We start from the raw sequence: 23,129 nt of genomic DNA on the forward strand, positions 1-23,129 counted from the left end.
CTCGTGGCGGGGAGCTTCCCGCCGGGCCCGCCGTGGGGGGGCGCGGTTCGCCGCAGCGAACCGGCCGGCCATTCGCATACCGCCGGGCGATCCCTTGCCGCTATGCGGCGGTCGCGCGGGCCTTCGGCGCCGTCGTGGTGCCCGATCGCGTGCTCCTACCGGGAATGAGCGGCGTGCCGAGGATGGCGTGGCCGACCACGGCGAGGCAGACGAAGCCCAGGATGAGGCCCCAGCTCACGTCGGTCAGGTGGTGCATGCCCCGGTACAGGCGGGAGACGCCCACGATGAGCGGGGCCGCGAGCCCGACGGTCCACCACAGGGCCTTCAGCACTGTGTGGCGATGTGTGTGCAGGGTGAGCACCAACGCCATCCCGCAGTAGAAGCCGACGGCGGCGCTGGTGTGCCCCGACGGGAAGCTGGAGGTGGGCGGCGCGGGGTCGAGGTGGCGGACCGTGGGCCGCGGGCGCTGGATGAAGACCGTGGCAAGCAGGAACACCGCCGACTGCGACCAGACCGACAGGATGATGAAGATCGACTCTCGCCACCGGTTGAAGGCGAACCGGAACGCCAGGGCGGCGACGGCGGTCAGGACGATGATGGCCGGCGTGTCCGACAGCATCGACCCGTAGTGCGTGAGCGTGTTGAACAGGGGCGTGCGGTCCTGCGCGAGCCCCTGGTTCACCGCGACCTCGCCCGCCACCTCCGCGTGGAACGGCTTAATGATCAGCCAGCCGACGCCGAGTGTCACGGCGGCCAGCACCACGAGGGGAAGCAGGATGAGGCGCAGCACCCGCGCGATGGTCTCCGGCCATCGCGTGCCGCTCGTCGCCAATCTAGTGTCGCCGACCATGCGTACTTCCCTTCGATGAGATGTCTTCCATCGCCTCCGGCTCGACGCCTTCGACATGCGGCTCGGAGGGCCGGCGGCCGATGTCCCGGCGCCAGGCCTCGAAGGCGGCGGTCGTCGCCGCGACGACCGCGGCGCCGAACACGACGCCCGCCACCACGTCGCTGACCCAGTGCACGCCCAGGGCGACCCGCGTGTAGGCGACGCCGAGCACGATCACCGCGCCGACGGTCCACGCGATCACTTTCTGCCTGTGCGAGAGGAGGGGCAGGATCAGGAGCATTAGCACCCCGACGCCGAGCGTCACGTTGACGGCGTGCCCGGAGGGGAACGAGGAGCCCGGCGCCAGGTCGACCGGGTTCGGCAGGTGCGGCCGGGCGCGGGCCACGACGACCTTGAGCCCGAGGCCGAGCAGCCCGCCGACCGTGATGGTCGTGACCGCCCAGGCGGCCAGGCGGGGGGCGCGCTTGTAGACGAGCCACGCCGCGGCGAGCCCGATCGCCACCCGCCAGGTTCCCGGGCCGAAGACGTCGGTCCACAGCATCAGGAACCGCACCCACCCGGGATGCTGGACGGCGTAGGCGTGCAGCGCGTTCGCCACGTCCTCGTCGAGCCGGTTGAGCGGGCCGAACGAGGTCTCCACCAGGACCAGCAGGAGCGTGAACGGGACCAGGACGAGGACGAGCGCGACGGACGCGAGCGTCAGCCGTAAACCGAGCCGCGCGTCCCGATCGAACCGCCGCCCCAGCCGCATGTCCGCACCTGTCATGATCTCTTGCCTTCCTTCGGGTCGCCTGTCGTGCGTGCCTTGGTCCCCGCCGGCCCGGGGTCGGGGGTGATCGGCCCCCCGCCCCCGCCGCGGCACGCCTCGAGCTGCGCCGCGAAGGACAGTCCGAGGACGGCGTCCAGGCCGATGCCCGCCATGACGACGAAGGGCCGCCCGTCGAGGACGCCGACGTCGATGGACCTGGTCTCTCCCTCTACGCCGACGCGGACCGCGTCGGCGAGGCCGCCGGGCAGCCCGAGGTTGCGGGCGAGCAGGTTGCCGGTGCCGGCGGGCAGGATGGCCAGCGGCACATCGGTGCCCATGAGGGCTTCGGCGCACCCGCGGACCGTCCCGTCCCCGCCGGAGGCGAAGACCAGGTCGACCTTCTCGGCCAGGGCCTTCGCGGTCATGCCCACGCCGAAGTCGTCGGGGGTGGTCTCGAACCACAATGACGCGTCCCAGCCGAGGTTCGCCAGCTCGGCCGTCACGTCGGCACGGTAGCGGTCCAGGTCGCACTTGCTCGGGTTCACTATCACGGCAGCTCTAGGCACGGCACTGCGTGCTACCCGAGTTGCGATGTTTTAGACGGATGTTCCGGCGCTGGTCCGCACGACACGCCCCAGGTGCCCACCCGGCATGACGTGGTTCAGGCTCCTGCCTGCACCTCGGCGACGATGCAGCTGATGTTGTCCGGGCCGCCGCCCTCCTTGGCCAGGTCGATCAGCCGGTGGGCCGCCTCGCCGAGGTCCTCGTAGGAGGTCAGTGTCTCGTGCAGCGCCTGCGGGCCGACCACGCCGCTCAGCCCGTCGGAGCAGATCAGGTAGCGGTCGCCCGTGTGCGCCTCGCGCAGGGAGAGGTCGGGCTCCACCGATCCGCTGCCGCCGAGGGCCCGCATGAGCAGGGACCGGCGCGGATGCGCGGCGGCCTGCTCGGCGGTCATCTGCCCGTCGTCCACGAGCGATTGGACGAGGGTGTGGTCGCGGGTGATCTGGTAGAGGCATCCCTCGCGCAGCATGTAGGCGCGGGAGTCCCCGATGTGGGCGAGGGCGAAGCGCGTGCCGTCCCACAGCATGGCGGTGAGGGTGGTGCCCATGCCGGTGAGCTTGGGGTCGCGTTCGGCCATGTCCTTGAGGCGCCGGACGGCCTCGGTGATGGCGGACTCCAGCGCGCCGAGCAGGTCGCTGCTGGGCGGGTCGCTGTCGAGGACGGACATGGCGGCGATGACGGTCGCACTGGCCACTTCGCCGTGGCTGTGCCCGCCCATGCCGTCGGCGACGGCGAGCAGGCGGGGGCCGGCGTACACCGAGTCCTCGTTCTGCTGGCGGCGGAGGCCGACGTCGGTGCGAGCCGCGTAACGCAACGTGAACGACGCGTTGTTTGACATGCCCTCAGTAAATCATTGGTTGAAACACTTCACAAGCACATATTCTGTGGATTGCAGCGGCAAGGTGGACTAATCTGGCCCTGGGGAGCCGATGGAGAGCCGTGGCCGAGCAGGGAGATGCGAAGCGTATGGGACACGACGCCACGTTGAACGCGGGCGACATCGCCCGGCTCGCCGACGTCGGCCGAGCGGCGGTGAGCAACTGGCGGCGCCGCTACGACGACTTTCCCCAGCCCGTGGGCGGTACGGCCGCGAGCCCGCTTTTCTCCCTTCCCGAAGTCGAAGACTGGCTACGCCGTAACGGCAAATCGTACGAGATGTCACTCGGTGACCGCGCCTGGCAAGGGTTACGCGCCTCCGGCGACGATCTCCGCCTCGGCGACCTCGTCGGCTGCGCGGGCGCCTTCCTGCTGTACCTGCGCCGCGACCCCGAGAGCTGGAACTCCGTCGCCCGCAGCCGCGAGCCCGCCAAGCGGCTCCACCAGGCCGCCGCGGCGGCCACGGCCGACCTGCCCGTTCCCGTCGACTGGAGCCTGATCGACATCCGGCTGTACCGGCTCATCGCCGACCTGGCGTCCGAGCACGGGCCACTGCCCGCCTTCGAACTGCTCTGCGAGCGCTACGTCGAAGCCCACTCCCGGCAGCTGTCGGTGACGCGTGCCGACGTCGCCGCCCTGATGGCGCGCATCGCCGGCCCGGCCCCCGGCGTGGCGGCGGGCGCCACGACCGTGCTCGACCCGGCGTGCGGGGTCGGCGGGCTGCTCCTGCCGTTCACCGGGGCGCGGGTGCTCGGGCAGGAGAGCAGCGAGACGGCGGCGCTGCTCGCGGCCGTACGGCTGCTGCTGCGCGACACGCGGGCGCGGATCGTCGCCGGCGACTCGCTCCGCCAGGACGGCTTCGCCGGCCTGCACGCCGACGTCGTGGTCTGCGACCCACCGTTCAACGAGCGCGCCTGGGGCTACGAGGAGCTGACCGGCGACCCGCGCTGGGAGTACGGCCTGCCGCCGCGCGGCGAGTCCGAGCTCGCGTGGGTGCAGCACTGCCTGGCCCGCGCGCGCCCCGGCGGCCTGGTCGCCATCCTGATGCCCGCGGCCGCCGCCAGCCGGCGTCCCGGCAAGCGCATCCGGGGGAACCTCCTGCGGGCCGGCGCCCTGCGCGCCGTGGTGACGCTGCCGGCCGGAGGCCCCGACCTGTGGCTCCTGCGCCGCCCCGAGCCGGGCGAGCGGCCGTCGTCGCAGGTGCTCATGGTGGACGCGGCCGAGGGCCTGTCGAGCGTCGAGGCGACCTGGCGGGCCTTCGTGGCCGATCCCGAGGCGGAGCCGCCGGGCCCGGGCCGCACGGTGCGCATCATCGACCTGCTGGACGACGAGGTGGATCTCAGCCCCGCGCGCCACCGCCCGCTGCGGGAGGAGCAGGACGCGGCCGTGGAGTTCGGCCAGGTGCACGACCGCTTCCAGGCCGAGGCGGCGTCGCTGGCGGGCGCGCTGCCGGGCATCGCCCCGCTCGCCGAGGCCCGCGAGCTGCCCACCACGACCATCGGCGAGCTGGTCAGGGCGGGCATCGTCACAATCCACCAGGGCCCGCCGAAGATGGCGACCGGCATGGGCGACCTGCCGGTGCTCACCGCCGCCGACCTGGTCACCGGCGGCCCGCCGTCCGGACTCACCGCGGGCGACCCCGGCCACATCACCCTCGAGGCCGGGGACGTCGTGGCCGCCGTCGCGGCCGGGGAGGGCGCGGCCCGGGCGGTCGAGGAGGCGGGCGCCGTGCTCGGGCCCCAGCTCCACCTGTACCGGGTCGACCGCGACCGGCTCGATCCGGACTTCCTCGCCGGATACCTGCGGTACGCCGGGGCCTCGGGCGCGACCCGGGCCTATCCTGGCGCGAGCCGCGTCGACGCGCGCCGGGTGCGCGTCCCGCGGCTCCCCCTGGACGAGCAGCGGATGTACGGCAAAGCGTTCCGCGAGCTGCTCGCCCTTGAGGACCGGCTGCGCGCGACGGCCGCTCTGGGGGAGAGGCTCGTACGGCTAGGCTTTGACGGGCTGGTCGGCGGTCACCTGCGGCCCAACGGCTGAGGGTGTATTTTTCCCCGATAGATCATGAGGAGGGGCGAATGGTCATCGGCGACCGGTACGTGCTTGACGACCTGCCTCTCGGCCAAGGCGGCATGGGCGCCGTCTACGGCGGGCACGACAGGCGCCTCGATCGCAAGGTCGCCGTGAAGTTCCTGCGGTTCCCAGGCGGGCACGACGAGGAGCTCGAGCAGCGTTTCATGCGCGAAGCGCGCATCCTGGCCCGCTTGGAGCACGCCGGGGCGCCGATCCTCTACGACTTCGGCACCTTCGACCGGCGCCTGTTCCAGGTCATGCAGTTCATCGACGGTGTCACCGTGGCCGACCTGGTCAGCGAGCACGGCCCGCTTCCCGTCCCCTGGGCCGCCGCCATCGCGGCCCAGGCCTGCGCGGTCCTGTCGGCCGCGCACGCGCTGTCCATCTGCCACCGCGACCTCAAGCCGACCAACCTGATGCTCTGCCCCGACGGCAGCGTCAAGGTGCTCGACTTCGGCCTGGCCATGCTGCGGGAGGCGGACGTCGCGCAGTTCACCCGCATCGGCCAGATCCTCGGCACCCCGGCGTACATGTCGCCGGAGCAGATCCAGAGCGGGGTGGCGAGCCCGCGCAGCGACCTGTACGCCCTCGGCTGCGTCCTGCACGAGATGCTGACCGGGCAGCAGCTGTTCGTCGGGCCCACCGAGTACGCCGTGTTCGAAAAGCAGGTGAACGAGCGGCCGCCCGGGGTCACCGGCGTGCCGGAGGAGCTGAACCGGCTGATCGCGGACCTGCTGGAGAAGCAGCCGGAGAACCGCCCGGCCGACGCCAACACGCTGTACGAGCGCCTCCAGCCCTTCGCGGTCGACCTCCCCATGCTGCCCGGCTTCCTCACCCCGCCGTCGGTCCCGAGCCCCGGCCGTATGTACGCCCGCATGGTGGGACGCGTCCTGCCCTGACCGGATCCGCCGCGCGGTCAGCAGCCGTCCGTGGTGTTCAGGTTGGCCAGCACGACGCCGAAGATGTCATGAAGCTGCTCGACCTGCTCGGGGGTGAGCCGGTCGAACAGCACGCGCCGCACCTCTTCGACGTGGCCGGGGGCGGCTGCGGCCAGGGCGGCGAACCCCTCGTCGGTGAGGGTGGCCACGGTCGTGCGGCCGTCGCCCGGACGCTTGCAGCGGTGCACCCAGCCCTGCGCCTCCAGTTTGGCGACGGCGTGCGAGAGGCGGCTCGCCGAGGAGCGCACCAGCTGCGCCAGCTCCGTCATGGTCATCGAGCGGCCGGGCGCCTCGGAGAGCATCGCCAGGATCATGTAGTAGGCGTGCGGCATCGCGGCCTCACGCTGCAACTGCCGGTCGAGGGACTCGTGCAGGAGCTGGGAGGCCCAGAGGTAGGTGCGCCACGTCCGCTGTTCGTCGGCGTCCAGCCACCGCGTCTCGCTCACACGGCCAGTCTACCGATTTAGTTGAGCGCTCAAATGTACGGCGTCCGTGATCACCCTGTGTCACCGGGCCGCTGCCCGGGGTTTTTGCCCGATATGATGCCGCGTGACCGTACACGCGGGGATGCTGACGATGACATTGAGAGAGACCACTCGCCTCCGGCTGCTCAGGCTGGCCTCACGGACGCCGTCCATCCTGCAGTGCTCGGCCGGCGCGGCCGCGGCGTGGCTCGTGGCCAAGGACGTGCTCGGGCATCCGCGGCCGTTCTTCGCCCCGGTCGCCGTCGTGGTCTGCATCGGGGTGGCCATGGGGCGCCGGGTGCGCCGCATGCTGGAGATGGTGGTGGGGGTCAGCCTCGGCGTGGGCGTCGGCGACCTGCTGATCGCGCGCATCGGCTCTGGGGCCTGGCAGCTCGGCCTGGTCGTGGCGCTCGCCATGGCCTGCGCCGTCCTGCTGGACAGCGGCGCCGTCATCGCGTTGCAGGCCGGGTCCTCGGCCGTCCTGGTCGCCACGCTGCTGCCGCCGAGCGGGACGGGCGGATCCGCCCGGATGCTCGACGCGCTGGTGGGCGGCGTCATCGGCATCGCCGCCGTCGCGCTGTTCCCCATCGACCCGCTCGCCCTCGTGCACCGGCACGGGCGCGTGGTCCTGGAGGAGCTGGCCGAGGCGCTGGAGGGGGCGGCGGAGGCGATCGCCGCCGGGGACATCCCGCTGGCCGCCGACTCGCTGGAGAAGGCGCGCGGGTCGCAGAAGGCGGTCGAGCAACTGCACTCCGCGCTCCAGACCGGTCGCGAGATCGCCCTGGTCAGCCCGCTGCGCTGGCATACCCGCGGCCGGCTCGCCCGCTACCAGGCCGCCGCCACCCCGATCGACCACGCCCTGCGCAACATCAGGGTGCTCCTGCGCCGCACGCTCGCCGCGCTCCGCGATCGCGAGCCGATGCCGCCGGAGCTTCCCGGCCGTCTCCACGGCCTGGCGGAGACGGCCCGGCTGCTCAGGGACGAGCTGGCCGAGGGCGTCGAGCCGGTGCAGGCCCGGCGTTCGGCGCTGGCCGTGGCCGACGGCGTGCGCACCTCGCTCGCCGCCGGGTCGGGTTTCTCCACCAACGTCATCACCGCGCAGCTGCGTTCCATCACCGTCGACCTGCTGGTGGCGGCGGGCACCGACCGCGAGACGGCGACCGCCGCCCTCCCGCCGAGCGCGGCCGACCCGTCCGGTATCGGCCTGGACGACGGGCCAGGCTGATCCGGCGCGGGCCTCGACGACGGGCAGGGCTGATCCGGCGCGGGCCCGCGCGCTCGCGAGGGCGTTCACCTCACGAGTGCACGCTTGGAGTGCGCGCTCACCTCACGAGTACACCAGGGTCGGCGCGCCCGGGGTGAACTCGGTGTGGATGAGGTGCGGCGGCACGCCGATGTGCAGCAGCCGGGCGGTCGTGACCTGCACCATGTCCGGCGAGCCGCAGACGAAGACGTCGCCGTCCAGCATGACGCGGTGGTTGAGCAGCGCGTCCACGGCGTTCTCCCGGCGCCACTCCTCCGGATCGTCGGAGACGGCCTGGACGACCCGCAGGCGGCGGTGATGGGAGCGCAGGTCGCGCAGGTCGGCGAGGTCGTAGGCGTCACCGCTGTGGCGGATGCCGTGGAACAGGTCGATGCTCGGGCGTGCGGGCAGCCACATCGACTCCTCGATGAGCGCCTTGAGCGGGGCCAGGCCGGTGCCCCCGGCGATGAAGATCAGGTGGGGGGTGCTGGCCCGTTCGAGGAGCAGGGACCCGCGTGGCGGCCCGAGCAGGAGGGTGTCGCCGGGGCGGGTGCGGTGCGCCAGCGCCGTGCTGACCCACCCGCCGGGCACGATGCGGACGTGGAAGGTGAGCCGGTTGTCCCGCCGCGGCGCGTTGGCGATGGAGTACGGCCGCCAGACCTTCGGCCAGTGGGGCGTCTGCAGGGTGGCGTACTGGCCGGCCTTGTACGCGTACGGCTGCGTCGGCTCGACGGTGACCACGGCGATCTCGGGCGTGCGCATCTCGTGGCCCACCACGACGCCTTCCCACGCGGGCGGCGCGTAGGCGGACTCCTGCTCGGCCGCCTTGATCATCACGTCGGCGATGAACTGGTAGGCGTCGATCCACGCCGAGTCGTAGACCGAGCGCCAGGCGTTCCCCGCGTTGGCCCGCATCGCGATGACCAGGCAGCGGCCCACGGCGGGATAGTGCTCGGGCATGACGCCGTACTTGCGGTGGTCGCGGGCGAGCTGGCCGAGGTAGTCCACCACTCCCGCGCCGTCCTCCAGGTTCAGCACGACCCGCGTGAGCGCCTGAAGCAGGCGGTCGCGCTGGACGTCCATGGCGGGCGGGAACATCTCCCGCACATGGGGGTAGTCGGCGAACAGCTTGGCGTAGAAGTGCATGGTGACCTTGTCGGCCACCGGCTCGACCAGGGCCCAGCTCTGGCGGATCAATCCGATGTCGATGCTCATGACGTCACTCAGCCGGCCGGCCCACTCCTTGTCGCTCCTGTCCGATGGACCGCATCCGGGCGACGCCGAAGTAGTCGTCGCCCGCGGGCCTGCGGCTCTCTGTGGCGCGCAGTCTGCGGTCCTGCCTGGCCAGCAGCGGGATGTGCTTGGAGCAGTGGATGTAGGCCTCCTCGACCTCGACCACGACCCACCGGTCGGCGCGGCGCCCGGGCGCGGTCTGGTCCTCGTCGACGAGCCCGTGCCGGCGGGCGGCGTCGTACGCCGTCGTGATGGTGGCGGCGCCGTTGACGTGCAGCCCCACCAGGTCCTCGAAGAAGTCCACGAACAGCAGGCTGACGTGGGGATTCTCCATGATGTTGCCCATGCTGGCGAGCACCCCGTTGCCGCGGAACTCAGGGTAGATGAGCTTGGTGGGTTCGAGCACCCGGACGAAGCCGGGCGGCCCCGCACGGAAGGAGGTGTCGCAGTTGCCCCGCGCGTCCGAGGTGCCGATGAAGGCCATCTCCTGCCGGGCGACGAACTCCTGCATGTCGGGCGTCAGATGATCGACCACCTGCCGGTTGTAGAAGCGAAGCGCCCGCTCTCGGGTGGAGAACAGACTCTGGAGGACGTGCTCGCCTCTCGACCCGGGGAGATGCTCGTCTCCCGGGCCGTCGTACGGCCCGTGCTGGCCCATCAACGCTCCCATCACCGTCCCGACCGCCCGAGTGCGCGGCTGATCGCCGCAAGTGCCCCGACCCAAGCCCCATAAACCCCATACACAACTTCGGTCACATTAGCGGGCGATCCGGAGTGATGGATACGCTCGCCCTAAACATTCCTGACTTTGACAGTCATGCGAGGATCGCTCACACTTCGCCCCCTCATCGGGACGAACGCGGCCGTTTGCGCCGTCACGCAGGGCTCCGCTGACCCGCCCGCCGCGGTCGCCCGGCTCCCGCGTTCAACGGAGAAGATCCCGACCGGCCCGCGCGGGTAGGGCACGGGCTTTCCTGGGCATTGCGTCAACCCGTCAACCATGTTTACTATATGGACAACCACGTTGACGACTTGTGCGCTCCCGGCCTGCCCGGGGCGACGGACCGGAGAAGACCCCATGCCCCACGACCTGTTCATCGACCACACCACCGACACCGCGCCCGACGGCGCCCGGACCGCCATCGAGGCCACGAGGAAGAAGTTCGGCTTCGTGCCCACCCCGGTCGCCCGGATGGCCACCTCACCCGAGCTGCTCAAAGGCTTCCTGACGGTCAACGCCGTCTTCGAGCAGAGCACCCTCGCCCCGCTCGACCGGGAGGTCCTGGTCATGACGGTCGCCACCCGGAACGGCTGCCACGTGTGCGTCGCGATGCACACGGCCGAGCTGGTCCGGCTGCAGGCGTCCTCCGAGCTCGTCGAGGCGCTGCGGGCGCGGGCGCCCCTCCCCGAGGCGCGCCTCGAGGCGCTCCGGCTGTTCACCCTGGCCGTCATGGACCACCGGGGCGCCGTCCCCGACCAGGACACGCGGGCCTTCCTGGACGCCGGGCACACCCCGCGCAACGCCCTCGAGGTCGTCCTGGGCGTGGGCGCCTACACCATCTCGACCTACGCCAACCGGCTGACCGCCGCGCCCGTCGACGCCCAGCTCCAGGCGTTCGCCTGGGACGGCGACGCCGCCTAGCGCGCCACCCTCGCGAACACCGCACAGCCGCTCGCGGCCTTCCGCGCAGACGGGAATCGCGGCTGCGGCCGCAAATGCCACCGTTTCGCAGTTGCGGTTAATTCCCAATCAAGAAAATACACTGCGCTAAGTGTCATTCAGGCGTTCGGTGTACAAGTGCGGGTTCTAAGCACTTGTACATCCCGTGAATGATCAGCACTATCCAGCACCGTCATGAATATGGCGCCGAACGGACCGTCACCCGTTCCACCGGTCCCCGGCCGGTACGCGCCGGACGCGGCGAAGGCCTCACCTCCGCGCCTCCGGCCAGGTGAGAGCCGTGCGACGGGCACGCTCCCCGGCGCACGCCGGCCTCGGCGCCTCCCCCGGCGCGAACACGCGGGCCATATCGCCGGCCCGCCGCCACGGCATCTCCCCGGCGGTCGTGCGTGCAACTGAATCCGGCGCTCGTTGACGATCGATCCGGCCGATGTGCACCATCACGAACACTCACAGATACGCCCCGATCTGGAGATGCCCTGGGGGGTTGCACATGCCGCGTGTCATCGAATACACCGACCCGGTTGAGGGATGTTCCGGCTATTTGGTATATGACCGAGAAGATTGCCGCCTCGCCGCCGGCGGTTTCCGCGTCCAGCCCGGCCTGAAGGTCCAGACTCTCATCGACCTGGCCGAACGCATGACGCTCAAGCAGCGCGTACTGGGCATCAACGTCGACGGCGCCAAGTCCGGCCTCGACTACGACCCCATGTCCGCCGGCAGCGAGGAAGTGATCTCGCGCTTCCTGACGTTCATCGCCGAAGAGCTCAACTCCCGCTACAGCATGGGCTGCGACATGGGCACCCGCTTCGAGGATCTGGAGCGCCTCGCGGCGGGGGTCGGGCTCCGGTCGGTGAAGTACGCGGTCAAGCACGCCCAGGGTTTCTCCGACGACGAGTACTTCGCGCGCATGCGCCTGCTGGACGCCCCCGTGGGCCGGCGCACCCTCGGGCAGCGGCGCGCCGGCCACGTGGTGGCCCACTCCGCCCTCGCCGCCGCCGACAGCGCCGGCTACCTGGCGACCGGGCTGCACATCGCGATCCAGGGCTTCGGCAATCTCGGCCGCGCCGCCGCCGAGTCGCTGGTCGCCGAAGGCGCGTCGATCGTCGCCGTCGCCGACGCGTACGGCTGCGCGGTGCACCCCCGCGGGCTGGACATCGTCTCGATGCTCGAACACGACCAGTCGCGGCCGGTGTCGGAGCAGACCTCCAAGCTCGCGTGGCTGCCGGGCGAGACGCTGTTCGACCTGCCGGTGGACGTGCTCGTCCTGGCCGCCGTGGAGAACGCCATCACCCCCGAGCAGGCGGCCACGCTGCAGGCGCCGGTCGTGGTCGTGGGCGCCAACTGCGGCCTCAGCGAGGCGGCCGAGCAGACGCTCAACGAGCGCGGCGTGCTCGTCGTGCCCGACTTCATCGGCGGCATCGGCGGCTCGGCCTCGATGGAGACGCTGTTCGGCCCGGAGATCCTCCCCGAGCCGCACGAGGTGCTCGAGAACGTCGGCCTCCTCATCCGCGAGCTGGTGATCGACATCATCGCCGGATCGCGCCTGCGTGGCATGACGCCACGGCAGGTGGCGCTCGACATCGCGGCGGCCGCGCCCGTCGCGCCCGACCGACCCCCATACGGGATCAGCCCCTACTCCCGGGCCAGCCGGCGTCCGAGGGGCAACCGGGTCGCGAGCGCCGCGTCCCGCCGGAGCGGCCTCATCGCCTCAGGAGAGAACCTATGAGCACCGACCAACCGTGTCGCCACGAGCGCAGCCACATCGTCGACTCGGCCTTCTACGGCCACCGCTACAGCACCGCGGCGAGCCGCCGCATCTTCTGTGACCGCTGCCGCTTCCAGCGATGGCTCGACGTCGAGGCCGCGCTGGCGCTGGAGCAGGCCGCCCTCGGCATCATCCCGGCCGACGCGGCGCAGCGTATCGCCGAGGCGGCGAAGGTCGAGCGGCTGAACCTCGGCGCCGTCCGGGCCGAGATCCGCCGCACCAGCCACTCGCTGGTCGGCCTCCTGCGGGTGTTCCAGGCGTCCATCGAGGGCGGGGCCGGGGAGTACGTCCACTACGGCGCGACCACGCAGGACATCCAGGACACGGCCCAGTCGCTGGAGATGCGCGACGTCGTCGACGCGCTGGAGCACGAGCTGCTCGCGATCGTCACGCGCATGGCCGACCTCGCCGAGTTGCACGCAGAGACGGTGGCGCTCGGCCGCACGCACGCCCAGCCGGCCCTGCCCATCGGCTTCGGACTGAAGATCGCCGGCTGGATGGACGAGATCCTGCGCAGCGGCGAGCGGCTGCGGTCCCTGCGCCCCCGGGTGCTCACGGCGGAGCTGTTCGGCGGCGTGGGAACGATGGCCGGTTTCGGAGACCAGGCGATCGACCTGCTGCGCGGCTTCTCGGCCCGCCTCGGCCTGAGCGCGGCGCCGCTCGCCTGGCACGTCGCCCGCGACCGGATCGCCGAGTTCGTGTCGACCCTCGCGATCGTCGCGGGGACGATGGGCCGCATCGCCGACGAGGTGCGCCTGCTGTCGCGGCCGGAGTTCGGCGAGGTCGAGGAGGAGTGGCGCCTCGGCCGGGTCGGCAGCAGCACGATGCCGCACAAGCGCAACCCCGAGGCCTGCGAGCAGACCGTGATGCTGGCCCGCCTCGCGGCCGGCACGGTCGGCGTCGCGCTGAACGCGATGAGCGGCGACCACGAGCGCGACTCCCGCTCGCTGCGCCTGGAGTGGGCGTGCGTGCCCGAGGTGTCCCACTACACCCTCGCGGCCTGCGACATCACCCGCCTCATCGTCGACGGCCTCAACATCCACACCGACCGGCTGCTGGAGAACACCAAGGTCGTCGCCGGCCAGATCGTCACCGAGCGGCTCATGCTCGCGCTGGGCAAGCACGTCGGCAAGCAGACCGCGCACGAGCACGTGTACGAGCTCAGCCAGGCCTCGCGCAGCAGCGGCACGCCGCTGGAGGAACTGGTGCGCCAGAACGGGGTGACCCAGCACCTCACCGAGGAGGAGCTGGCCGAGATCTTCGACCCGTCCTCCTACCTCGGTCACTCCGCCGAGCTGACGATGTACACGGTCGCCCAGGCCCGCGCGTGGGCGGCCGAGACCAGGCGCACTCTGGGCAAGCCGGTGAAGGAGACCAGCCTTGCCCACCACTGAGGTCCGGCCGCCGCTCGCCGACGTCCGCGAGATCGTGCTGCCGCGCCCGCTGTTCGCCGGCATCGCCGGCCACGTGGTGCGCAAGCTGACCGGCCACTACATCGAGGGCGAGGTGGCCGAGCGGAAGGCGTTCGGCCTGCTGCTCGGCCGCCAGCGCGGGACGACGCTCCACGTGGCGGCGGTGCTGCCGCTGCTGGCCAACATGCGCCGCGACCCGCACATCGCCGAGGACATGGACGAGCTGGTCGACAACCACGCCATCCCCTCGGACACGCCCAACGACCAGCGCGGATGGGTGGCCCATCCCGGCGAACTGATGGACGCCGAGGACTTCTGCGACGAGCACGACCTCATGGTGGTCGGCAACTACCACACGCACCGCGTCCCCTGGGAGCACGATCCCCGCCGCGACACCTGCACCCGGCTGGACCGGATGCTCGCCGAGGAGTCCGGCCAGTGGATCGTGATCGTCTCCGCCGTCGACCTGCACCGCATCACGATGCGGGCGTTCTACGAGGGCCGCAACGACTGCGAGGCGAGCGTCGTCCTGCGGCCCGTCGTCGCCCGCGCCGTCCCCACCGCCTCCGCCACCGACAGGAAGGGCTCCTGATGTCTTATATCGAGGATTACGCACAGGTCACCCGCTTCCACGGCCACAAGTGCCCCGGCTCGGCGGTCGGCCTGCGCATCGCCCAGGTGGCGCTGGCCGCCCTCGGCCGGCACGGCGCCGACAACGAGATCGTCGCGGTCGGCGAGACCGACTCGTGCGCGATCGACTCCGTCCAGGTGCTCACCGGCTGCACCTTGGGCAACCGGCACCTGATCCAGGAGGACCACGGCAAGGTGGCCTTCACGTTCTGGCGCGTCTCCGACGGCGCCGGGCTGCGGGTGACCGCCAAGCCGGGCAGCGAGGCGTTCCGCAGCGACGAGGCCTGGGCGCTGGCCCACAAGGTGGAGAGCGGCACCGCGACCGAGGAGGAGCGCGGCCGCTTCTCGCGCGGGCAGGCCGAGCGCGTCGAACACCTCCTCACCGCCCCCGTCGAGGACATCCTGCTGGTCGAGACCGTCTCCGAGGAGGCGCCGGCGGCCAAGAAGCTGCAGCCGCACGCGCCCTGCGACGGCTGCGACGAGCAGACCAGCACCTCAGTGCTGCACGACCACCGCGGCCGCTTGCTGTGCCCGCCCTGCCACCTGGCCGCGCACGGCGGGGTGCTCCCACCCGACCACGCGGGTCATCACCACGATCACCACGCTCATCATCACGGCCATGGCCACCTCCAGCACAACTGACCCACGCGGGCGGTCCGCCCGGTCCCGCGTCCCAGACCCGAGAAAGGGAGTTTCATGTCCGATGACTTCGCCGCTCTGTTCGAGGCGCCCGTGGACGCGACGCCGGACCTCGACGAGCTGGTCGTGGCGACGATGACGTGGCACTTCTCGCCCTCGACGGGTAGCCCGTTCTGGGTCGGCCGCGCGGCGACGCTCGGCTTCGACCCGCTGTCGGACGTCAAGACCTACGACGACCTGTCACGGCTGTTCGCCGACGTCACGACCGACTGGAGCACGATCCCCGCGCACACCCTGGTCCCCCGCGGCTGCACGGGCAGGCCCGGGCGCTTCGGCGTGTACGAGTCGGGCGGTACGACGGGGGCGCCCAAGCGGATCGTCGACGCCACCTCCCGCAGGCGCAACATCGAGTACCAGAGCATGTTCCTCGACGAGCAGGGGTTCCCCACCGGCGGGCAGCAGGCGGGATGGCTGCACATCGGGCCGACCGGCCCGCACATCATGGCCAAGAACATCGGCAACCTGAGCGAGCTGCGCGGGTTCCTCGCCTACTTCGTCGATCTGGACCCCCGCTGGGTCAAGCGGTGCATCGCCTCGGGCCGCGAGGACGAGTCCAAGCGCTACATCGACCACATCCTGGACCAGGTCAAGGACGTGCTGCTGTCGCAGGACATCCGTGCCATCTCCACGACCCCGCGCATCCTCGAGAACGTCGTCGCCCGTCCCGACGTGTACGAGCCGCTGCGCGAGAAGGTGCGCGGCATCATCTGGGGCGGCACCAGCATCGACCCCGAGACGCTGAACCTGCTGGAGAACGAGGCCTTCCCCGAGGCCAGGCTCGCCGGGGCGTACGGGAACACGATGATGGGCATGGCCCCGCAGCGCACCCGCCGCGAGGGCGACCCCTCCCCGTGCGTCTTCCGCCCGTTCTACCCGTACACGCTGGTGGACGTCGTCGACCCCGTCGACCTCACCACGCGCGTCCCGGTCGACACGCGGGGCGTGGTGAAGATCACCGCCCTGACGCGCGAGCTGTTCATGCCCCCGACCGTCGAGCGCGACATGGTCACCCTGCGCGCGTCGGTGGACGGCGACCTCGGTGCCGAGGTCTCCGACGTGCGGCCGAACGAGACCTCCAAGGAGACCATCATCGAGGGGGTCTACTGATGGCCGTGGCGACGAAGTACAAGATCCCGCTCATCAGGGCCGGGGTCGCGAGGGCGTCCGCCGAGACGGTGCTGCTGCGCGGCGTCGACGGCACGCCTCTGGCCGACGTCGACATGGCGCCCCCGCTGGCCGCCACGCTGACCGTCGCGGAACTGCGGCGCCGCCCGCTGGGCGAGGCGCCCTCGCCCGAGACCTTCCAGCTCATGGGAGAGCTGTTCGGGAAGGCCACCCTCAACGGCCTCACGCCCGCCGAATACTGCGAGCTGCAGACCCGCAGCGCCGGCGTGCCGATCTCCGTGGCGCGACGCTCGGTGGAGGACATGGCCGCGACCTGCGCGAACGCCCCCGTGCGGGTGGCGGCGGAGCGTCCGGCCGGCGCCGTGGCCGGCGTCGAGCCCGGCGAGATCAGGGCCGTCTGGATGCGGCGCGGCGACACCCTGTCCGTCATCGCGCCCAGCAACAACCCCGGCACGCACACCCAGTGGGTGCACGCCCTCGCGTACGGCTACCAGCTCCTGGTCAGGCCGGGCACCCGGGACCCGTTCACGCCGTCCCGGCTGATCGCCGCGGCCCTTTCGGCCGGGATGGAGCCCTCGCGGCTCTCGCTGCTGCCCGGCGGGCACGCCACGGCGGACGCGCTGGTAAAGGCCGCCGACCTGAGCCTGGTCTTCGGCGGCGACACGGCCATCCGGCGGTACGCGGACAACCCAGGGCTGGTCCCGCGCGGCCCGGGACGATCCAAGGTCCTGCACACCGGCCCGATCACCGACGAGGCGCTCGACGTGATCTGCGACTCGGTGGCCTACGACGGGGGGCTGCGGTGCACGAACGCCAGCGCGGTCTTCACCGAGGGCGACCCGATGGAGCTCGGCCAGGCCATCGCGCGGCGGCTCGGCACCCTGGTCGCCGCCCCGCCGCAGACGAGCGAGGCGCAGCTGCCGGTGATGCCGATCGAGCAGGCGCGGGCGATGCGCGAGCACCTCGCGTCCCGGCTCGCGGGCGCGGTCGAGGTCACCGCCGCCCTCTACCGGGACGGCGGGGTCGCCGACCTCGGCGACGGGTCCGCCGCGCTGCGTCCCGCCGTACTGGTGTGCGACCGCGCCGACCACCCCGGAAGGGGCATCGAGCTGCCGTTCCCGTGCGTGTGGGTGCTGCCCTGGAGCCGGCGTGACCCGATCACGCCGCTCCGCGACACGCTGGCGCTGTCGGTCGTGAGCGATGACGAGCAGCTCGCGCTGAGCGCCCTGCGCGAGCCGTCGATCCGCAAGGTGGTGTTCGGCGGGCTGCCGACCCACGCGGCCGGCCCCACCAGCCCGCACGACGGATACCTGAGCGGCGACCTCATGGAGGTGCGCGCCTACGGAGTCGCCAAGGGTTCCGGTGGCCCGCGCCTCCGGTAGCGGCGCCGGGACCTCAGCCCGCGAGGTCGGGCGGGATGTCGGTCGACCTCACCCAGGGCTTGATGTCGAGCACCGGAGTGCCGTTGACCAGGTCGACGCCGTGGAAGTGGATGACGTTGCCGACGATGTCCACCACGCGCACGAGGCTCATCCCCAGGCGGCTTGGGCGGTTGGGGGAACGGGTGGAGAACACCCCTCGGTGCTCGCCGGTCATCGCCAAGCCGCGCGGCACGCAAGTGAGCGCCGACGCCTCGTCCTCCCCCTGGGAGTGCAGCCAGGTCAGCAGCCAGATGTGCGGGCAGTTCTCCAGCCCGGACAGCCCCCCGGCGAACTGGTCGTAGACGACCACACGACCGGTGTCCCGGTAGTTCTCGGTCGCCTGCGGCGGGGCGTCCTGCGGCCGCGCGTAGTCGGTGACCACGTAACCGATCGGCCTGACCTGGACCGGCTGGTGGACTTCGGGACCGCTGGTGGTCTGCTCGGGCACCTCATCGACCTCGATTCACGGAGTGCGCACCTGTGGAGATGCTTTCCAGCTTTCTTGCCGCCATTGGCTCGCGACCGCGAATCAGCACCGTCGCTTCGCGGCCACGAATCGAACCGCCGCCCATTTCGACGTTCCGCCGAGCGGGCTGATATTTCGCGCGCCGTCCTATTTCCGGGCGCCCGCGAATACTACATGCAGCCCGCCGACGGATCTTCGCAGCTGACGATCTCGCCCAGGACCCGCCCGTGCGCACCGGCCCCCGGGCATCGGACTCGAGGAGAGCGCTCATGAGACTTTCTCCACCGCTATCGCAGCCGCCGGGCATCGCGGCCGCGGTGGCGTGGCTGCCGCCCCGGCGGCATCCGATCGCCGACGCAATGGCCGAGGGACGGGTGGACGAGCAGATGGCAGCGCGCCTCGGCTACCGCTCGCTCTGCGAGAGCGACGACCGCGCCGCACCGGAGATGGCCGTGCTGGCCGCCCAGAAGGCCCTGGCCGAGGCGGGCTGGTCAGGAGAGGATCTCGGGCTCGTCGCGCACTCCTGGCTCTACCACCAGGGGCACGACTTCTGGTCTCCCCCGCACTACGTGGCCAGCGGGATCGGCGCGCACAACGCGCTTCCCGTCGGGGTCCAGCAGACCTCCAACGGCTGCGTGGCGGCGATCGAGGTCGCCGTGACCCGGCTGGTCGCCGACCCGTCGGTGGACCGCTGCCTGGTCACCACCGCCGACCGGTTCTGCGCCCCCGGCTTCGACAAGTGGTGCAGCGACTTCGACGTGGCGTACGGCGACGGGGCCACCGCCCTGCTGCTCGACCGCGCCGGCGGGCCCTACAGCCTGCTGTCGGTGGCCTCCGTCAGCGCGCCGGAGTTCGAGGTGCTGCACCGGGGTGACGACCCGTTCAGCCTCGCCCCGCACACCCACTCCAGCATGGTGGACGTGCGCCGGACGAAGAAGGCGTTCCGCTCCACGGGCGGCATCCCGCGCTTCGGCTCCGCGCTGGACGCGGCGGTGCGCAAGGCCGTGCTCCAGGCGATCACCGAGTCCGGCCTGACGCCCGGCGACCGGCGGGTGCGCTACCTGACGCTGCCCCGCATCGGCTCCGAGCCGCTGGCGAAGTTCTTCCGGCCACCGCTGGACGATCTCGGCCTGCGTCACACCGAGGTGATCGACCTCGGCCGCGACACCGGGCACCTCGGCGCCGGCGACTCGATAGCCAACCTCGCCGACCTGCACGCCGGCAACCTGCTGGCACCCGGCGAGGTCGCCCTCCTGCTGAACACGGGAAACGGATTCACCTGGTCGTGTATTTCGGTCCGGCGCGAATAACCCCCCACAAAGCTCTTTCGGGTACCCCTATCGGCCGGTGACGTGCTTGATTATGCGAGCCGGCCGGACAATGCTGACCTCAGGGTTTTCATGGAGCCCGGGGGTTTCCGTTCCATCGAACGACATCCGATAACGACGCCGGCCCATTATGCACCGCCGATCTTCGAAAGCCGACGATCGCGTCCGGGACACGCTCGGGCACGGCGGGCGTCGAACCGGGCACCGGACTTGAGGAGGCCGCCCCGTGAGACTCTCCCCTCCGTTAGCCGAGCCGCCGGGCATCGCCGCGGCGGTGGCGTGGCTGCCGCCCCGCCGGCACGCGGTCTCCGACGCCATGGCCCAGGGGCGGCTCGACGAGCAGATGGCCGCGCGCGTCGGCTATCGGGAGGTCGCCGAGAGCGACGACCGGTCCGCGCCGGAGATGGCCGTGCTGGCCGCCCAGAAGGCCCTGGCCGAGGCGGGCTGGGCGGGTGAGAGCCTCGGGCTCGTCGCGCACTCCTGGATCTACCACCAGGGGCACGACTTCTGGTCCCCTCCGCACTACGTCGCCCAGCGGGTCGGCGCCCATGACGCTCTCCCGGTCGGGATCCAGCAGACGTCCAACGGCTGCGTGGCGGCGATCGAGGTCGCGGTGTCGCGCATGGCGGCCGACCCGTCGGTGGACCGCTGCCTGGTCACCACCGCCGACCGGTTCTGCGGCCCCGGCTTCGACAGATGGTCCAGCGACTTCGACGTCGTCTACGGCGACGGGGCCACCGCCCTGCTGCTCGACCGCGCCGGCGGGCCCTACAGCCTGCTGTCGGTGGCCTCCGTCAGCGCGCCGCGGTTCGAGGTCCTGTACCGGGGCGACGACGCGTTCAGCGAGGCGCCCCGCCGCCACTCCGGCACGGTCAACGTCCGCCGGGCGAAGATGGCCTTCCGGGCGTCCGGCGACATGCTCCGTTTCGTCGCCACCGTGCGCAAGGCGGTCCACCAGGCGGTGCGGCAGGCGCTCGCCGAGGCCGGTCTGACGCCCGACGACCCGCGGGTGCGCTACCTGACGCTGCCGCGCATCGGCTCGGGGGCGCAGGCCGAGCTGTACAAGGTGCCACTGCAGGAGGTCGGCCTGCGGCACGCCGAGGTGATCGACCTGGGCCGCGACACCGGGCACCTCGGCGCCGGCGACTCGATAGCCAACCTCGCCGACCTGCACGCCGGCAACCTGCTGGCACCCGGCGAGGTCGCCCTTCTGCTGAACGTGGGCAACGGGTTCACCTGGTCGTGCCTAGCCGTGCGGCGTGAGTGACCTGCCGCCGCCGTGCGGCTTGAGTGACCCGCCGCGGCCCGCACCCGCCACATCATCTAGCCGCCGCAACACGGGGTTCGAGGTTTCCCCGAATGGAGGAGATTCGCGTGACAGAGCGCACAGATGTACTGGTCGTCGGCGCCGGTGTCATCGGGCTGACCACGGCCGTGTACCTGGCGGAGCAGGGTCTCGCGGTACGGATACGGGCCGACGAGTATCCGCGTGAGACCACCTCCGCCGTGGCCGCGGCCGTGCTCGGAGGCCCCGCCCTCGCCGACCCGGCGGAAGCCGCGAACTGGCATCCGTACGAGACCACCAAGAAGTGGCACCAGATCGGCCTGGAGGAGTTCGCCACGCTGGCCACGCGGCCGGGCACAGGCGTGCGGGTCACGCCGGGCCGGTGGGCGAGCAGGCAGGACATCGCCGACACCTCCTGGACCCACCTGCTGCCCGGTTACCGGGACTGCACCGCCGAGGAGCGCGCCGGATTCCCGGTGGCCTTCTGGATGTCCCTGCCGATCATCGACATGCCGGTCTACTTCGACCACCTCATGGGCCGGCTCACCGCGGCCGGCGGGCAGATCGAGATCGGGCACGTGGCGTCTCTGGACGAGGCCGCCGCCGAGGCCCCGATCGTCGTCAACTGCACCGGGGCCTACGCCCAGCGTCTCACCGCCGACCCGGAGATCCGCCCGATGCGCGGCCAGCACGTGGTGGTCGAGAACCCCGGGCTCGAGAGCTACTTCTTCGAGTTCAGCCGGGGCCCCAAGCCCACCAGCTTCATCGCGCACGGCGACCGGCTGATCTGCGGCGGAACGGCCGACCGGGACAACTGGAGCCGCGAGCCCGACCCGGTCCAGACCGAAGAGATCATCAGCCGTTGCGCCGCCGTCGAGCCGCGCATCGCCGACGCGCGCATCCTCAGCGTGGAGGTCGGCCTGCGCGCCGCCCGTCCGCAGATCCGCCTCGAGGAGGAGTCCCTCGGCGGCGCCCGCGTCATCCACAACTACGGGCACAGCGGCGTCGGCGTCGGCATGTCCTGGGGGTGCGCGCGCGAGGTCGAGCAGATCGTCCAACGCACCGTCCACAACTGATCCATTGGTCATAAGGAGTTGTCGTGTCGCCTTTCGACGCCGCCGGGAACGGCGGATCAGCCACATCCCTCGCCCGCCCTGATCTCCCGCTCCCCATGGCCGTCATCGTCGGCGCCGATCGGCGGCGCGCATGAGCGCGGTCACGGCGCAGCGGCACGGGCTGCAGGCGCTGTCCTCCGGGGAGACCGGGCTTTTGAAGACCCTCGACGCGCTCTTCGAGGGGTGGGGCACGGGCGTGGGGGCGGCATCGATGATCATGCCTCCTTTGCTGCCGGTGGAGTCGCTGGCGAAGCTGGACTTCTTCGACAACTTCCCCCACCAGGCGCTCCTGGCCAGCCCTCTCGATCTTGACAAGCGCGACGGCGTGACCGGCACGCGGCCGTCGTCCTTCCCGACCGAGGTGCTGGAGCCGGCGCGGCTGGCCCTGCCGTCCGCGGCGTGCTTCGCCGTCTACCTGTACCACGAGGGCCAGGAGGTGGCCGACGGCACGACCGTGACGGTGCTCGGCCGCTGCTTCAGGCGGGAGGAGTACTACGACAGCCTCAGCCGCCTCCTCGGCTTCCACATGCGGGAGATCGTGGCCCTCGGCTCCCGGGAGTTCGTACAGGACCATCTGAGCCGCTTCAGCGACCGGATCGCCTCCTTCACCGCGGCCTTGGATCTGCCCATCCGCAAAGAGGCCGCCACCGACCCCTTCTACGACCGGGGCGGCCAGCGGGCGCTGCTGCAGAAGCTCTCGCCGGTCAAGCACGAGTATCTCGTCGACGAGCTGGCGATCGCCTCGCTCAACGTGCACCGCAACTTCTTCGGCGAGCGATGTGACATCAGGCTCGCCGGCGGCGGGGAGCCGGTGTTCACCGGCTGCGTGGCGTTCGGTCTCGAGCGCTGGCTGTCGGTGCTCCTCGGCCGGTACGGCGACTGGGACACCGCCGTGGAGGCCGTCACGAGGGCGGGCGCGGAACTCGAGGGGGCTTCTCATGCATCCCGGTCTTGAGAGCATCAGGCAGTGGATCCTGGCCCGTAACCCCGAGTTGCCTGGCCTCGATCCCGATCACGAGCTCATCGACAGCCGCCTGATCGACTCGCTCAGCTTCGTCGAGTTCATCATCCTGGTCGAGGAGCTCAGCGGGAGGACGCTCGACGTGGCCACGCTCGATCTCGACGACTTCCGCTCGCTCGCGAGCATCGAGCGCGGCTTCTTCACCGGCGCCCAGCCCGCGCCGCTTCCCTGAACGCGCATCCTGGAGCCGCTCGA

At 71.4% G+C, this 23,129-nt stretch carries 23 protein-coding genes; 15 read left to right on the top strand and 8 right to left on the bottom strand.

The window, feature by feature from the left end:
* Positions 1 to 100: 100 nt before the first annotated feature.
* From MYF83_RS38755 to MYF83_RS38770, 4 genes are all read right to left on the bottom strand, one after another.
* Positions 101 to 850: a phosphatase PAP2 family protein gene (locus MYF83_RS38755; protein ID WP_248965796.1), complete on the bottom strand. Its 750-nt coding sequence runs from the start codon at positions 848 to 850 to the stop codon at positions 101 to 103.
* Positions 834 to 1,616 (bottom strand): phosphatase PAP2 family protein, encoded by a 783-nt coding sequence (locus MYF83_RS38760; RefSeq protein WP_248965797.1) that lies wholly within the window; start codon positions 1,614 to 1,616, stop codon positions 834 to 836. The genes MYF83_RS38755 and MYF83_RS38760 overlap by 17 nt, the downstream gene beginning before the upstream one ends.
* Complete coding sequence (locus MYF83_RS38765) at positions 1,613 to 2,164, bottom strand: diacylglycerol/lipid kinase family protein (RefSeq protein WP_504975003.1); 552 nt, start codon at positions 2,162 to 2,164, stop codon at positions 1,613 to 1,615. The genes MYF83_RS38760 and MYF83_RS38765 overlap by 4 nt, the downstream gene beginning before the upstream one ends.
* A gap of 95 nt (positions 2,165 to 2,259) precedes the next feature.
* Positions 2,260 to 2,997, bottom strand: coding sequence for a PP2C family protein-serine/threonine phosphatase (locus MYF83_RS38770; protein WP_248965799.1), 738 nt, complete (start codon positions 2,995 to 2,997; stop codon positions 2,260 to 2,262).
* A gap of 128 nt (positions 2,998 to 3,125) precedes the next feature.
* Here MYF83_RS38770 and MYF83_RS38775 point away from each other — a divergent pair, with 128 nt between their 5' ends.
* Both MYF83_RS38775 and MYF83_RS38780 read left to right on the top strand, forming a co-directional pair.
* Positions 3,126 to 5,072, top strand: a complete 1,947-nt coding sequence (locus MYF83_RS38775) for an N-6 DNA methylase (RefSeq protein WP_248965800.1) — start codon at positions 3,126 to 3,128, stop codon at positions 5,070 to 5,072.
* A 38-nt stretch (positions 5,073 to 5,110) separates the two neighbouring features.
* The gene (locus tag MYF83_RS38780) at positions 5,111 to 6,004 is read left to right on the top strand and encodes a serine/threonine-protein kinase (protein ID WP_248965801.1); all 894 of its coding nucleotides are present in this window, start codon (positions 5,111 to 5,113) and stop codon (positions 6,002 to 6,004) included.
* A 17-nt stretch (positions 6,005 to 6,021) separates the two neighbouring features.
* Here the strand turns inward: MYF83_RS38780 and MYF83_RS38785 are convergent, their stop codons facing one another.
* A complete protein-coding gene (locus MYF83_RS38785; RefSeq protein ID WP_248965802.1) occupies positions 6,022 to 6,489 on the bottom strand; it encodes a MarR family winged helix-turn-helix transcriptional regulator in 468 nt (155 codons plus the stop codon).
* 130 nt (positions 6,490 to 6,619) lie between these two features.
* Between MYF83_RS38785 and MYF83_RS38790 the strand changes: the two genes are divergently transcribed.
* Positions 6,620 to 7,732: an FUSC family protein gene (locus MYF83_RS38790; protein WP_248965803.1), complete on the top strand. Its 1,113-nt coding sequence runs from the start codon at positions 6,620 to 6,622 to the stop codon at positions 7,730 to 7,732.
* A gap of 102 nt (positions 7,733 to 7,834) precedes the next feature.
* Here the strand turns inward: MYF83_RS38790 and MYF83_RS38795 are convergent, their stop codons facing one another.
* A complete protein-coding gene (locus MYF83_RS38795) occupies positions 7,835 to 8,965 on the bottom strand; it encodes a globin domain-containing protein (protein ID WP_248965804.1) in 1,131 nt (376 codons plus the stop codon).
* A gap of 4 nt (positions 8,966 to 8,969) precedes the next feature.
* Entirely contained in the window at positions 8,970 to 9,641 is a 672-nt protein-coding gene (locus MYF83_RS38800) for a pyridoxamine 5'-phosphate oxidase family protein (protein WP_248965805.1), read from the bottom strand.
* A gap of 420 nt (positions 9,642 to 10,061) precedes the next feature.
* Here MYF83_RS38800 and MYF83_RS38805 point away from each other — a divergent pair, with 420 nt between their 5' ends.
* The 7 genes from MYF83_RS38805 (at position 10,062) to MYF83_RS38835 (ending at position 17,680) form a co-directional block, all read left to right on the top strand.
* The gene (locus tag MYF83_RS38805; protein ID WP_248965806.1) at positions 10,062 to 10,625 is read left to right on the top strand and encodes a carboxymuconolactone decarboxylase family protein; all 564 of its coding nucleotides are present in this window, start codon (positions 10,062 to 10,064) and stop codon (positions 10,623 to 10,625) included.
* Between the two features lie 532 nt (positions 10,626 to 11,157).
* Complete coding sequence (locus MYF83_RS38810) at positions 11,158 to 12,393, top strand: Glu/Leu/Phe/Val dehydrogenase dimerization domain-containing protein (protein ID WP_279340665.1); 1,236 nt, start codon at positions 11,158 to 11,160, stop codon at positions 12,391 to 12,393.
* Positions 12,390 to 13,826: a class-II fumarase/aspartase family protein gene (locus MYF83_RS38815; protein ID WP_248965808.1), complete on the top strand. Its 1,437-nt coding sequence runs from the start codon at positions 12,390 to 12,392 to the stop codon at positions 13,824 to 13,826. Before MYF83_RS38810 ends, MYF83_RS38815 begins: the two co-directional genes overlap by 4 nt.
* Positions 13,813 to 14,436 (top strand): MPN domain-containing protein, encoded by a 624-nt coding sequence (locus MYF83_RS38820; RefSeq protein WP_248965809.1) that lies wholly within the window; start codon positions 13,813 to 13,815, stop codon positions 14,434 to 14,436. The genes MYF83_RS38815 and MYF83_RS38820 overlap by 14 nt, the downstream gene beginning before the upstream one ends.
* Positions 14,436 to 15,116 carry an FmdE family protein gene (locus MYF83_RS38825; protein ID WP_248965810.1) on the top strand — a complete coding sequence of 227 codons (681 nt, stop codon included), beginning with the start codon at positions 14,436 to 14,438 and terminating at the stop codon, positions 15,114 to 15,116. The genes MYF83_RS38820 and MYF83_RS38825 overlap by 1 nt, the downstream gene beginning before the upstream one ends.
* A 54-nt stretch (positions 15,117 to 15,170) precedes the next feature.
* Positions 15,171 to 16,280, top strand: a complete 1,110-nt coding sequence (locus tag MYF83_RS38830) for a phenazine biosynthesis protein (RefSeq protein ID WP_248965811.1) — start codon at positions 15,171 to 15,173, stop codon at positions 16,278 to 16,280.
* Positions 16,280 to 17,680, top strand: a complete 1,401-nt coding sequence (locus tag MYF83_RS38835) for an aldehyde dehydrogenase family protein (RefSeq protein WP_248965812.1) — start codon at positions 16,280 to 16,282, stop codon at positions 17,678 to 17,680. The genes MYF83_RS38830 and MYF83_RS38835 overlap by 1 nt, the downstream gene beginning before the upstream one ends.
* Before the next feature lie 13 nt (positions 17,681 to 17,693).
* Here MYF83_RS38835 and tsaA read toward each other — a convergent pair whose 3' ends face one another.
* A complete protein-coding gene (gene tsaA / locus MYF83_RS38840) occupies positions 17,694 to 18,167 on the bottom strand; it encodes a tRNA (N6-threonylcarbamoyladenosine(37)-N6)-methyltransferase TrmO (RefSeq protein WP_248965813.1) in 474 nt (157 codons plus the stop codon).
* A 287-nt stretch (positions 18,168 to 18,454) separates the two neighbouring features.
* Between tsaA and MYF83_RS38845 the strand changes: the two genes are divergently transcribed.
* The 5 genes from MYF83_RS38845 to MYF83_RS38865 all read left to right on the top strand — a co-directional run bounded on the left by MYF83_RS38845 (position 18,455) and on the right by MYF83_RS38865 (position 23,106).
* A complete protein-coding gene (locus MYF83_RS38845; RefSeq protein WP_248965814.1) occupies positions 18,455 to 19,495 on the top strand; it encodes a ketoacyl-ACP synthase III family protein in 1,041 nt (346 codons plus the stop codon).
* Between the two features lie 244 nt (positions 19,496 to 19,739).
* Positions 19,740 to 20,780, top strand: coding sequence for a ketoacyl-ACP synthase III family protein (locus MYF83_RS38850; protein WP_248965815.1), 1,041 nt, complete (start codon positions 19,740 to 19,742; stop codon positions 20,778 to 20,780).
* Between the two features lie 107 nt (positions 20,781 to 20,887).
* Entirely contained in the window at positions 20,888 to 21,874 is a 987-nt protein-coding gene (locus MYF83_RS38855) for an FAD-dependent oxidoreductase (RefSeq protein ID WP_248965816.1), read from the top strand.
* 130 nt (positions 21,875 to 22,004) lie between these two features.
* Positions 22,005 to 22,868, top strand: a complete 864-nt coding sequence (locus MYF83_RS38860; protein WP_248965817.1) for a class-II aminoacyl-tRNA synthetase family protein — start codon at positions 22,005 to 22,007, stop codon at positions 22,866 to 22,868.
* Positions 22,852 to 23,106 (top strand): acyl carrier protein, encoded by a 255-nt coding sequence (locus tag MYF83_RS38865; RefSeq protein ID WP_248965818.1) that lies wholly within the window; start codon positions 22,852 to 22,854, stop codon positions 23,104 to 23,106. Before MYF83_RS38860 ends, MYF83_RS38865 begins: the two co-directional genes overlap by 17 nt.
* Positions 23,107 to 23,129 lie beyond the last annotated feature (23 nt).

Origin of the sequence: Sphaerisporangium perillae, from assembly GCF_023276435.1 — a bacterium.
GTDB classification, from domain to species: Bacteria; Actinomycetota; Actinomycetes; order Streptosporangiales; family Streptosporangiaceae; genus Sphaerisporangium; species Sphaerisporangium perillae.